Source organism: Emticicia aquatilis (assembly GCF_014644295.1).
GTDB classification, from domain to species: domain Bacteria; phylum Bacteroidota; class Bacteroidia; order Cytophagales; family Spirosomataceae; genus Emticicia; species Emticicia aquatilis.
Map to the genome: position 1 here is coordinate 734,062 of NZ_BMKK01000002.1, position 13,023 is coordinate 747,084.

The 13,023-nt window shown below is 36.7% G+C and carries 11 protein-coding genes; 6 read left to right on the forward strand and 5 right to left on the reverse strand.

Annotated elements, in window-relative coordinates:
- Positions 1 to 96: 96 nt before the first annotated feature.
- From sufB to IEX65_RS07210, 4 genes are all read right to left on the reverse strand, one after another.
- Entirely contained in the window at positions 97 to 1,542 is a 1,446-nt protein-coding gene (sufB, locus tag IEX65_RS07195; protein WP_188765344.1) for a Fe-S cluster assembly protein SufB, read from the reverse strand.
- A gap of 119 nt (positions 1,543 to 1,661) precedes the next feature.
- The gene (locus IEX65_RS07200) at positions 1,662 to 2,150 is read right to left on the reverse strand and encodes a hypothetical protein (protein ID WP_188765345.1); all 489 of its coding nucleotides are present in this window, start codon (positions 2,148 to 2,150) and stop codon (positions 1,662 to 1,664) included.
- A 13-nt stretch (positions 2,151 to 2,163) separates the two neighbouring features.
- On the reverse strand, positions 2,164 to 3,294 hold the full coding sequence (lpxB, locus tag IEX65_RS07205) for a lipid-A-disaccharide synthase (RefSeq protein ID WP_188765346.1): 1,131 nt from the start codon (positions 3,292 to 3,294) through the stop codon (positions 2,164 to 2,166).
- Positions 3,295 to 3,382: 88 nt separating this feature from the next.
- On the reverse strand, positions 3,383 to 3,790 hold the full coding sequence (locus IEX65_RS07210; protein ID WP_188765347.1) for a 6-pyruvoyl trahydropterin synthase family protein: 408 nt from the start codon (positions 3,788 to 3,790) through the stop codon (positions 3,383 to 3,385).
- A 163-nt stretch (positions 3,791 to 3,953) separates the two neighbouring features.
- Between IEX65_RS07210 and rfaD the strand changes: the two genes are divergently transcribed.
- From rfaD to IEX65_RS07240, 6 genes are all read left to right on the forward strand, one after another.
- Positions 3,954 to 4,919, forward strand: coding sequence for an ADP-glyceromanno-heptose 6-epimerase (gene rfaD / locus IEX65_RS07215; protein WP_188765348.1), 966 nt, complete (start codon positions 3,954 to 3,956; stop codon positions 4,917 to 4,919).
- A 158-nt stretch (positions 4,920 to 5,077) separates the two neighbouring features.
- The gene (gene lepA / locus IEX65_RS07220; RefSeq protein WP_188765349.1) at positions 5,078 to 6,868 is read left to right on the forward strand and encodes a translation elongation factor 4; all 1,791 of its coding nucleotides are present in this window, start codon (positions 5,078 to 5,080) and stop codon (positions 6,866 to 6,868) included.
- A 271-nt stretch (positions 6,869 to 7,139) separates the two neighbouring features.
- Complete coding sequence (locus IEX65_RS07225; protein WP_188765350.1) at positions 7,140 to 8,012, forward strand: AraC family transcriptional regulator; 873 nt, start codon at positions 7,140 to 7,142, stop codon at positions 8,010 to 8,012.
- 48 nt (positions 8,013 to 8,060) lie between these two features.
- A complete protein-coding gene (locus tag IEX65_RS07230) occupies positions 8,061 to 9,035 on the forward strand; it encodes an NAD(P)H-dependent flavin oxidoreductase (protein ID WP_188765351.1) in 975 nt (324 codons plus the stop codon).
- Positions 9,036 to 9,056: 21 nt separating this feature from the next.
- Positions 9,057 to 9,911: an acyl-CoA thioesterase II gene (gene tesB / locus IEX65_RS07235; RefSeq protein WP_188765352.1), complete on the forward strand. Its 855-nt coding sequence runs from the start codon at positions 9,057 to 9,059 to the stop codon at positions 9,909 to 9,911.
- Positions 9,912 to 10,243: 332 nt separating this feature from the next.
- Positions 10,244 to 11,602, forward strand: a complete 1,359-nt coding sequence (locus IEX65_RS07240; protein WP_188765353.1) for a flavin monoamine oxidase family protein — start codon at positions 10,244 to 10,246, stop codon at positions 11,600 to 11,602.
- Positions 11,603 to 11,851: 249 nt separating this feature from the next.
- On the opposite strand, the gene IEX65_RS07245 is transcribed toward IEX65_RS07240, so the two are convergent.
- A complete protein-coding gene (locus IEX65_RS07245) occupies positions 11,852 to 12,922 on the reverse strand; it encodes an asparaginase (protein ID WP_188765354.1) in 1,071 nt (356 codons plus the stop codon).
- Positions 12,923 to 13,023: the final 101 nt, after the last annotated feature.

Here is a 13,023-nt window from a genome sequence, read left to right on the forward strand (position 1 = left end):
TAAGTTAACGGCACAATTTACAAAATTGTGCTACATATCTAAACAAAAAGGCTGCCAAATGACAGCCTTTTCAATAATATATAATTCTCTGTGAAATCAACCTACACTACCCTCTAACGAAATTTCGAGTAGTTTTTGTGCTTCTACCGCAAATTCCATTGGTAATTGGTTTAAAACTTCTTTTACATAACCATTAACAATCAACGCAACGGCTTGCTCAGTCGGAATACCTCTTTGATTACAATAGAACAATTGGTCTTCACCAATTTTTGAAGTTGTAGCCTCGTGTTCTACCGATGCTGATGAATTTTTCACTTCGATATACGGGAAAGTATGGGCTCCGCATCTATCACCCAAAAGTAAAGAATCGCACTGTGAGAAATTACGAGCATTGGCCGCACGTTTTGAAATGTCAACCAATCCACGGTAAGAGTTTTGGCTTCTTCCTGCCGAAATACCCTTAGATACAATACGACTCTTTGTGTTTTTTCCTAAGTGAATCATCTTTGTACCAGTATCGGCTTGCTGCATGTTGTTGGTCACTGCAACCGAGTAGAATTCGCCGATTGAGTTATCGCCACGCAATACTACTGATGGGTATTTCCAAGTGATTGCCGAACCAGTTTCTACTTGTGTCCAAGAAATTTTAGAGTTTTCTCCAAAACACAAACCACGTTTCGTAACGAAGTTATAAATTCCACCTTTTCCGTCTTTATCGCCTGGATACCAGTTCTGTACAGTCGAATATTTCACTTCTGCTCTTTCATGGGCAAAAATCTCAACTACCGCAGCGTGTAGTTGGTTTTCGTCACGCATTGGGGCAGTACAGCCCTCTAAATAACTTACATAAGACCCTTCGTCGGCCACAATTAATGTACGCTCAAACTGCCCAGTTCCTGCAGCATTAATACGGAAGTAAGTTGATAATTCCATTGGGCAACGAACGCCTTTTGGAATATAACAAAACGAACCATCAGAGAAAACCGCCGAGTTGAGAGCCGAATAATAGTTGTCTTTCACTGGCACTACCGAACCCAAATACTTTTTGATAAGGTCTGGATGCTCATGAATTGCCTCAGAAATTGAGCAGAAAATAATACCTAATTCTCCAAGTTTGGCTTTGAAAGTGGTCGCAACCGAAACCGAGTCAATAACTGCATCAACCGCAACACCCGATAAACGTTCTTGCTCCTTCAATGAAATACCTAAACGCTCGAATGTACGGCGTAATTCTGGGTCAATTTCATCAAGACTATTGATAACTTTTTGTTGTTTTGGAGCAGAATAATACTTAATGCTCTGTAAATCAACTGGTTTGTACGAAACATTAGGCCAAGTTGGCTCGGTCATGGTTTGCCAAACTCTATATGCACTCAATCTGTATTCAAGCATCCACTCTGGCTCGTTTTTCTTTGCAGAAAGGAGTCTGATGACATCTTCATTCAAGCCCGCAGGAATTTCGTCAGCTTCAATATCTGTGTAAAATCCGTATTTGTATTCGGATGTGGTTAGTTCTTCTAATAATTCTAAATCTTTGCTCATGCTATTGTTTTGCTTGATTTACTCTATATAACGCAACAAAATTTATGCGGTAAATGTTCGCAAATTTAGACTTAATATAAATAGGATTTTAAATATTCTCTAAGTTTTTATACAATCGCTTACTTAGCAGGCTCAAAAGTTGCCGAAAATTCGTAATTTACACCATTAAGTGCTAATGTAGTTTTGCCAACAAAAATATTATCATTTAACTCAACAATATCGAATGAAATATTATCAAATTGGCGACCTTGAAAACTGATTTTATCAACAGTAAATTTGGTTTCATCTGCATTGAAACCCCAGTTTGCCTTCAAAACTAAATCTGGGTCAGCAGCATTACATTTTGTTGCACCTTCTCTGATTTCGTAAGTCTTTGTTGTCGAAAAAGTAAGGATATTATCTACTACACAAGTGGGTTGTGAGTTTACTAAATCAATTGTTAGACCACCGTTTGCGGCTATTGCTTTTGTATTTTTCCAAGATTTTGAACTTGTACCTGCCAAATACTCAGTTTTTGTTTTTGGCGTAACAGTTGTTTCGCTCTTTTTGCACGAAAAAAGTGCTACAAACGTCAGTGTAAGAGCAATCGAAATGCTTTTGATATTCATCTTTTATTATAATTTATTGTTTTGTACTACTCAATATTTCTACAATTCTTCGTCCAGTTTTTTCGGATGCTCCTACTTCACCCAGACTTTCTTTTACTTGCTTATAATCAAGTATTTGTTGATTTCTAAATGATTGATTATTGATAATTTTATCTAATTCGTTCGATAAATTCTCAATAGTTAAATCATCTTGAATCAATTCTTTCACTACTTCCTTTTGTGCCACTAAATTTACTAACGAAATATATGGCACTTTTATGACCCACTTACCTATTTGATATGAAATTATGCTCGTTTTATAACAAACCACTTGCGGAACGCCAAAAAGAGCGGTCTCAAGTGTAGCAGTGCCAGATGTCACTAAAGCAGCCGTACTGTGCGATAATAAATCGTAGGTTTGGTCAATAACAAGGCTGATATTATCGTTCAGAAATGGTTTATAAAAATCTAAAGATAAATTCCCGACCCCTGCAATAACAAACTGATAGTCAGCAAATTTACTTTGAGTAGCTACCATCAAATTGAGCATTTTCTCAACCTCTTGTTTTCTACTGCCAGGTAATAAGGCTATGATTTTTTTATCAGATAAGTTATTTCTAATTAAAAAATCGGCAGAAGGTTTAAAGGTAGCAATGGCATCAAAAAGTGGATTTCCAACAAATTCTACATCAAAATGATATTTTTTAAAGAACTCCACTTCAAATGGAAAAATAACAAAAAGTCGGTCGAGATTTTTTTTCAAGCTCCAGGCACGGCTCTGATTCCATGCCCAAACCTTTGGCGAAATATAATAGAAAACCTTGTAACCTTCCTTTTTTGCCCATTTGGCAATTCGCATATTAAAACCTGCGTAATCAATCAAAATAATGGCATCAGGCTTAAACTCTTCGATAGTTTTTTTGCACTCCCCAATGAAACCTAAAATTGTCGGCAAATTCTTCAATACTTCCAGAAACCCCATAAAGGCCAAATCTCGGTAATGTTTTGTGATTTCTGCACCTGCTTCTTGCATATAATCGCCACCCCAAGCTTTTATAATCGACGGAACGCCGCCTGCCTGATTATCAGCCGTCTTGATGGCCTTTATCAAATTAGAGCCATGTAAATCGCCCGAGCGTTCGCCTGCAATGATGAAGTATTTCATTGTACTCAATGATTGAATGAGTGAATGAGCGAATGAGTGAATGTGTTTTTTTTATTCTATCATTCACTCAATCATTCATTCAAAATTATTATCCGAAATATTCCACAAAATGATTAGCGGTTTCTACCAACTTGATACAGTGCAATTGACCGTGGCAATAATTTGGAATAATTGGCTGGAGAATTTTCCAGATTTCTACCGCAAAAACTTCTGTACTTGGCAATTTGCCTTTCAAAAACTCAACATCAGTATTCAAGAAAGTATGGTCAACTTTATTCACAATTTCTTGTTTCATGATTTTGCTAAGGTCTTTCAAATCCATCACAAAACCCGTTTCTTCGTTAATTTCACCTTTTACAGTTACGTAAAGTTCCCAGTTATGCCCATGAATATTTGAGCAAAGTCCGAAAACCTCCAAGTTTTTTTCTTTCGACCAATGCGGATTATATAGTTGATGAGCAGCGTTGAAGGTTTCTCTTCTTGTAATAAAAATCATTATTTGCTTAATTTTTTCGCAAAATTACCAACAAAAAAACTTATTTATTCAAAATACTCATAATTCTTAAAAAAGTACAATTTAATCAAAGTTTAGTGTATGGATTTGTAAGCTACAATGTTATAATTTTGCAAACTATTTCAAAAAAAATAGGATATACACTATGATAATTGTAACAGGTGCAGCCGGTTTTATCGGAAGTTGCTTGATTCAGCGTTTGAATCAGGATAACTTTAATTTCATTATTGCCGTCGATGATTTTTCAAATGAAGAAAAAATGGAAAATCTCAAGGGCAAAAAAATTCAAGAATTTGTACATCGAGACAATTTCTTTGAATGGTTGGAGAAAAACCAAGCTGAGGTTGAATTCTGTTTCCATATTGGAGCAAGAACAGACACCACTGAATTCGATACCGATATCTTCGACCGCCTGAATCTCAATTATTCAAAACGTATTTGGCAAAAATGTCATGAGTTTCAGATTCCTTTGGTATATGCCTCATCAGCAGCTACTTACGGAGCAGGTGAATTGGGCTACGACGACAACGAACTTGTAATTCCACAATTAAAGCCTCTGAATCCTTACGGGGATTCTAAAAATGACTTCGACAAATGGGCTTTACAACAAAAAAATGCTCCTTTCTTCTGGGCTGGCTTGAAATTCTTTAATGTATATGGCCCGAACGAATATCACAAAGGACGCATGGCCTCGGTGATTTTCCATTCATTTAATAATATCAATAAAAACGGTAACATCAAACTTTTCAAATCGCATCGCCCTGACTTTAAAGACGGTGAACAAATGCGTGACTTTATTTACGTAAAAGATTTGGTTGATGTTTGTATTTTCTTGATGCACTCACGCCGAAATTCGGGTATTTATAATTTAGGTACAGGTCAAGCTCGTACTTTCCTCGACCTCGCTAAAGCTACATTTGCGGCACTCAATCTTGAGCCAAACATCGATTTTATTGATACTCCGATTGATATTCGAGATAAATATCAATATTATACGCAGGCTAATATGAGCAAACTTCGTATGATTGGTTATAAAAAACCATTTACAAGCCTCGAAGATGCGGTGAAGGATTATGTCACAAATTATTTGGTTGGCAAAAAATATCTTTAAAAATCTGCCTTTTTCTTACTAATTTTGCGGTAGAACAGGTTTTCAACCTGTTTGTTTGAGTTAACGTATGTCAATAAAATAATATCAGAATTACGTTTCGGCTTAATTCTTAACTAATATAACACGAACAAAACAGGTTAGAAACCTGTTCTACATGAATGAAAAATATTCGTAATTTTTGCATCATTGCACACATCGACCACGGTAAAAGCACACTTGCCGACCGATTATTACAATTTACAGGAACAGTTTCGGGTAGAGTTATGCAAGCCCAAGTGCTTGACGATATGGATTTAGAGCGTGAACGTGGTATTACCATCAAGAGTCACGCTATTCAGATGAACTATAAGTTTGAAGGCGAAGAATACGTACTGAACTTGATTGACACCCCAGGTCACGTTGACTTTAGTTACGAAGTTTCTCGTTCGATTGCAGCCTGTGAAGGTGCTTTGCTGGTTGTTGATGCAGCCCAAGGAATCGAAGCCCAAACAATCAGTAACTTATTTTTGGCTTTGGAGCATGACCTTGAAATCATTCCTGTTTTAAACAAGATTGACTTACCTGGGGCAATGCCCGAAGAGGTAAAAGACCAAATAGTTGATTTGATTGGTTGTGACCGTGATTCAATCATTCCTGCAAGTGCCAAAGAAGGTATCGGTATCAACGAAATCTTAGCAGCAATTATTCACCGAATCAAACCACCAGTTGGCGACCCAAAAGCCGAACTCCAAGCCTTGATTTTTGACTCTACATTTAATTCTTTCAGAGGAATCGAGGTAATTTTCCGAGTAAAAAATGGAAGAATCAATAAAGGTGATAAAGTAAAATTTGTGGCTACTGGTAAAGAATACTTTGCTGATGAAGTTGGGATTTTACGATTAACCAAAGAACCACGAGACTATGTTGATTGTGGCGATGTAGGCTATATCATTTCGGGTATCAAAGTTGCCAAAGAAGTAAAAGTTGGTGATACAATTACGAATGCTCTTAATCCGACGAAAGAAATGATTAAGGGTTTCCAAGAAGTAAAACCAATGGTATTTGCGGGTATTTACCCAGTTGATACTTCTGAGTTTGAAGATTTGCGTGATGCCATGGAAAAACTTCAACTCAATGATGCAGCCTTAATATGGGAACCTGAAACTTCGGCAGCTTTGGGCTTTGGTTTCCGTTGTGGGTTCTTGGGTATGCTTCACATGGAAATCGTGCAGGAACGTTTGGAGCGTGAGTTTGATATGACAGTGCTTACGACAGTACCTTCCGTAAAATTTCACGTTGTTGGTAAAAAAGATGAAATCTTGGAAGTTTCAGCACCTTCCGAAATGCCCGACCCAAATGTTATCAACTGGATTGAAGAGCCATTTATCAACGCTCAAATCATTACGGCTGCAGAATACGTGGGGCCAATTATTGGCTTGTGTATGGACAAACGTGGTTTATTGAAAAACCAAGTTTATCTAACCTCTACCCGTGTAGAGTTAACATTTGAATTGCCACTTTCAGAGGTTGTATTCGACTTTTTCGATAAATTAAAAACTATTTCTCGTGGATATGCTTCACTTGATTATCATTTGATTGGCTATCGTGAATCGAACTTAGTAAAATTAGATATTCTCTTAAATGGAGAGCCTGTCGATGCACTTTCGGCCATCGTTCACCGTGATAAGGCGTATGAGTGGGGTAAAAAACTATGCGAAAAATTGCGTGAATTATTACCACGTCAGCAGTTCGACATTGCTATTCAGGCTGCCATTGGTGCAAAAGTAATTTCGAGAGAAACAGTAAAAGCATTGAGAAAAGACGTAACAGCCAAGTGTTATGGTGGTGATATTTCTCGTAAACGTAAACTCTTAGAAAAACAAAAGAAAGGAAAGAAACGTATGCGTCAGATTGGAACAGTAGAAGTTCCACAAGATGCTTTCATGGCTATTTTGAAGATTAATAACTAATCTAAAAAAAGCTAAATATATTTCTATTCAAGCCGTAGAAAAGTGTTTTCTACGGCTTTTTTTATTGTTATATTAACAATATTTAATGAATAACATAAATTTATCAAGCAGAAAATACTCAATAATTACAGTTAATTCAGAACTCACTAACCTCATTAAAAAAAGCATTTAATTATAATTTTTTGAAGATTAATTATCATTTCATAAATATAAAAACTATTTTTACTACCTATTCTTGAGTACAACTATTTTAACCTATTATTATAAACCTATGAGTACCTTTCATCATGAAATCACTCTACTCACTCCACAAGACTGCTTTATGGTTGTTGACCACTACAAAAAAGGATTTATATCTCAACCCCACTTTCATGAAGATTTTGAGCTAAATTTTATCGAAAATGCAAAAGGTGCAAAACGCATCGTGGGCGATAGCAATGAACAAATTGATGATTTAGAATTAGTATTGGTTGGCCCAAACTTACCGCATAATTGGGCTGGATATGAGTCGCCAGAAAATGAAGTTCGTGAAATCACTGTTCAGTTTCACCGTGATTTATTTAACGATAAACTGCTGCAACGTAATCAGCTAAGTGCAATTCGTACGATGCTTGAAAAAGCGAATATGGGAATTGCATTTTCGCAAGAAACAATTACTCAAATAAAACCCCGATTGACTGAACTTTCCAATAAAAATGGTTTTAATTCAGTAATCGAACTTATTTCAATTCTGAACGATTTGTCGGTGTCGCCAAATATGCGTACGCTCACAAGTAATACCTTTTCAATCGGCATCAAGGAATTTAAAAGCCGACGACTTGAAAAGGCTTTTGAATATATGAAAGCCAATTATAATAAAGAAATAACACTCGAAGACATAGCCAAAATAGTCAATATGGCGGAAGTAAGTTTTAGTCGTTTTATCAAAAAATGTACAGGAAAAACCTTTGTCGATAGTCTAAATGATATTCGTTTGGGTCATGCAACTCGCCTTCTGATAGAAACAACATTCACAATTTCTGAGATTTCTTCTAAATGCGGATACAATAATCTTTCTTATTTTAACAGGGTTTTCAAGAAAAAACACGAAATAACTCCCAAAGAATTTAGAGAAAATTATGCTGGCACAAAGACTTTTGTATAAAAATCTTCTACCTTTACGAGCATATTCAACAACAAAAACCAAATAAAAATGATACCGCAAAAATTTTCAGATTCGCTGTCTTTGCCAGCGGTAGCCGCACCGATGTTTCTGATTTCTGGGCCTGATTTAGTAGTAGAATGTTGTAAAAACGGCGTGGTTGGCACTTTTCCAGCACTCAATCAACGCTCTACCGAAGGTTTTGAAAAATGGCTCATTGAAATTGAAAATAAACTTACTGGTTTTACTCAGCCAAACGGAAAACCAGCTGCTCCTTATGGTGTAAATTTAATTGTTCATCGCTCAAATCCACGTCTTTATGCTGATGTAGAAATGATTGTGAAACACAAAGTTCCGGTCGTAATTACATCTCTCGGTGCGGTATCTGATATTGTTGATGCAGTGCATAGTTACGGTGGACTTGTTTTTCATGATGTAATCAACCGACGCCACGCTGAAAAAGCTGCCGAAGCAGGTGTTGACGGACTAATATTAGTTTGTGCAGGTGCAGGCGGACACGCAGGAACTCTTCACCCTATGGCATTTGTGAACGAAATCCGCAGTTTTTTCAATAAAACAATTTTGCTTTCAGGATGTATCAGCACAGGTAGAGATATTGCTTCGGCTCTGCAAATAGGAGCTGATTTAGCTTACATGGGTACACGCTTCATCAATACCACTGAAAGTAAAGCCGACGCAGCTTACCAAGAGATGATTATTGAAAGCGAAACCGCTGACATTGTTTATACGGCAGCTGTTTCGGGAGTAAATGCCAATTTCTTGAAACCAAGCCTCGAATCCGCAGGACTTACGCCCGAACTTTGGAGCAAAGCAGGAAAAATAGATTTCGGAAAAGAATTAGATGCTGCCCAAGCAGAAGCCAAAGCGTGGAAAACCATTTGGTCGGCAGGACAAGGAGTTACTTCCATACATGATGTACAAAGTACTCAAAACTTGATAGACAATTTGAAGCAAGAATTTCGTTCTGCTATTGAAGAACAGTATCAATTATTACAAAAATATTAACCTTATAGGTTTAGATTTTCAATGAAAACAGCCGAAGAATTAGTACAATTATTGAGTCTTGAAAAAATAGAACAAAATATATTTAGAGGAGAAAACTATCAAGCACCGTGGAAACGTGTTTTTGGTGGTCAAGTGCTTGCACAATCGCTTTATGCAGCTTACCAAACCGTACCAGAAGACCGAGTTTTGCATTCGATGCACGGCTATTTCATTCTAACAGGCGATATTTCTATGCCGATTCTGTATGAAGTTGACCGCATTCGTGATGGTGGAAGTTTCACAACTCGTCGGGTAAATGCTATTCAAAACGGGAAAGCTATTTTTAGTATGATAAGTTCTTATCAAAGCTCGCAAGAAGGTATTAATCACCAAATTACGATGCCTAATGTACCTCCACCTGACACATTGGTTTCTGATTTGGTGTTAATCGAAGCATTTAAAGACAAAGCACCTGATTTTTATAAGAATTTTTCGCACCCACGCCCACTGGAATTTCGTCCAGTTGAGCGAATAAATCCGCTTAAACCGCAGAAGCAACAGCCTTTTCGACACGTTTGGATAAAAGCCAACGGAGATTTACCCAATGACTTGCGTTTACACCAAATCATTTTGGCTTATGCTTCTGATTATAACCTTTTAGGCACAGCCACCCTCCCCCACTTGGATACCGTTTCGCTCAATGACTTATTTTTGGCAAGCCTCGACCACGCCATGTGGTTTCACGAAGATTTCAGAATTGACCAATGGCTTCTTTATGCACTCGATAGCCCAAGTGCCTCAAATTCAAGAGGTTTTACGAGAGGTAATTTCTTTACAGAAGATGGTAAGTTAGTAGCATCGGTTGTGCAAGAGGGCTTGATTAGAGTTAAGAAATAGATTCAATCATTTAACACTTTTTACAATTAAATTAAAGGTGACAAAAAAGAATACGATATTATTCTCAATCGGAGCAATTATTTTTGGATACTTTCTTAATAACGTCGCTTGGTCAGGTAAAATTGAACACCCATTAAGTACTATTTGTTTGTTGGGTGGCATAGCATTAATATTCATTGGCCTTATATTTTTAGTTTCGACTTTTTTTAGAAAAAATAATTAAGCTATACTATGCAGCAAGTCTATTTTGCCGATGATAGAAGCATTTGACTCCTTCAAAAAGGCAAAATAAATCATGATGTCAAAAATTGTAATAAGTCCAGATTCAAGAAATGCAAAGACGAAAATTCATAAAAAATAGTTTATCTGGAATACCTATACTATTAACCGTTCCTACAATTTTAAACAGTTCGTGTCAGAATGATACTATTATTCCTACTGACAAAACAGTGATTATTGTTGGAGCAGGAATTTCTGGACTTTCGGCTGCGAAAAAACTTCATGAAAAAGGATTTAAAGTAACAATACTGGAATCGCAAGATAAAGTTGGTGGTCGATTAAGAACTAACCGAAGTTTAGGCATTGCTTTTGATGAAGGTGCGAGCTGGATTCACGGCATTGATGGAAATCCAATTACAACTTTGGCAAAGCAAGCAAGAATGACCAGTGCATTTACCGATGATGAAAGTAGAAAGTCTTATGATATTGGAGGAGTTCTGAGAACCCCGACAATTTATGATACTGCCGAAGATGAACTTTATACAATTCTAAATTCCCTAAACAAAAAAGGTAGTGCAACGCAAAGTTTTGAAACAGTTTTCAATAGTTTATATCCAACAAAAGCCAAAGACCGTCTTTGGAAATTTCTTCTTTCCACTTATATTACTTTTGATACTGGAGATTTAGATAAACTTTCTTCCCTTCTTTACAATGAAGGCGAAGAATATGCTGGCGTAGAGCAAATTGCGACCAATGGATATGATACGATAGCTCAATTTTTGGCAAAAGACTTAAATATTTTGCTTAATCAAAGGGTATCAAAAATTGATTATAGCAACGCAAAGGTAAAAATCATCCATAATGAAACAATCAGCGAAGCTGACTATGTGATAGTAACAGTGCCGCTTGGTGTTTTGAAAGCCAACACCATTCAATTTTTACCAGCTATTCCCTTGTCTAAACAAACAGCCATTCAGAAAGTAGGAATGAATTGTGTAAATAAATTCCTGCTAACTTGGAATACAGCATTTTGGGATGACGTTCAGTATATTTCCTACACACCCGAAGCTAAAGACAAATTCAATTATTTTGTCAATCTAAAAAAAGTAAATCCTGCAGCAAATGCTTTAATGACTTTCGCCTACGCAAACTATGCTCGACAAACCGAAACGATGACTGATGCTCAAGTGATTGACGAAATAATGTCGCACCTAAAAGATATTTACGGCAATAAGATTCCAAATCCAACCAATATGCTACGAACCAAGTGGCAATCAAACGAAAATTCTTTCGGTGCATACTCATACACAGCAGTTGGCACAGAAATGCAACATTTCGATGATTTGGCTGAGGAAATTGACAATAAAGTTTTTTTTGCGGGCGAACACACTGAAATTGATTACTTTTCAACTGCTCACGGAGCATATCTAAGCGGAATTCGAGAAGCCGACAAAATTATAGATTTGCAATGATATAGGAGTTACGCAAAATTTTTGAAAGAAGGTCATGGCTAATTAGAGTATTTAATTTCCTAACCCCAGACTTGAGTCTGGGGTTTAAACATAAAAAGAACATAGGCTTTAGCCTTGACTTATATTTCGTAGATATTGTATTTATTTTGCGTAACTCCTACGATAAACTAAATCAATAATTAATAAGTGGTCGACCCCAAAATTCCCCAATAACCAGTTTCCCAATAACAAATCAACCAGTAACCAACCTCAGCTCATTTCACCACAAATACTTTGTTCCATTCTATATTTTACTCGTTCAGGCTCAGTTTCTTGGCCTAACAAAAACATCAATTTCGTAATTGCCGCCTCGGTCGTAATATCCGAACCACTAATGATTCCAATAGATTTTAGTTTACTACTGGTCTGATAATGACCTTGTAGCACTCGGCCACCGTCACACTGCGAAACATTCACAATCACAATTCCTCGCTTGGTAGCCTGATGCAATTCCTCCAAAAACCATTCGTCCGATGGGGCATTTCCCGCACCATACGTTTCTAAAACAACTCCTCGCAAACCTTCTGTACTCAATAAATTATGTACCATTGCTTGATTTATTCCTGGGAAAAGTTTCAAAATCATCACTTGTTCTTCGAGTTTTTCATGCACAACCAATGGTAGGTCAGGGCGAAATGGCATAATAAACGGAAAATTGAAATCAATCGTTACGCCCACTTCGGCCAAAGCAGGATAATTCTCCGAGCGAAAAGCATTAAACTGACTGCTTTCTTTTTTCTTTGCCCTATTTCCACGCAATAAATAAGAATTAAAATAAACCGCCACTTCTGGCACAACTGGTCGTCCATTTATTTCGGCTGAGGCAATTTCTAAAGCCGTAATTAAATTTTCACGAGCATCTGTGCGGGCAATACCGATTGGCAATTGAGCTCCAGTCAGAATAACAGGTTTCGATAAATTTTCTAATAGAAAACTCAATGCCGAAGCTGTATAAGCCATCGTATCTGTTCCGTGCAAAATCACGAAAGCGTCAAATTGTTCAAAATTATCTCTCACAATCGCCGCCAGCTCAATCCAAGTTTCGGGTTTGATGTTTGATGAGTCAATCGGTTTTGGTAAAGTAAGAATCGTCAACTCAAATTCGAGTCTTTTTAGTTCTGGAACATTTATTAAAATTTGGTCGAAATCAAAAGGCACGAGTGATTTTGATTTTGTATCATAAACCATTCCCAATGTACCTCCTGTATAAATCATAAGGACTGATGCCGAACGATTTTTTTTGTCTGATGAAGTAAAAATTTTAGAAGTTTTGTAAGTCATTTTAATTTTTTTTCAAGAAAAAATGAAGTGTCGTTTTAGGCGTTTTTACGAAAATTGATATTTTTTTCCTAAAAACAAGTGAAATCTAAATTTGATTTTCG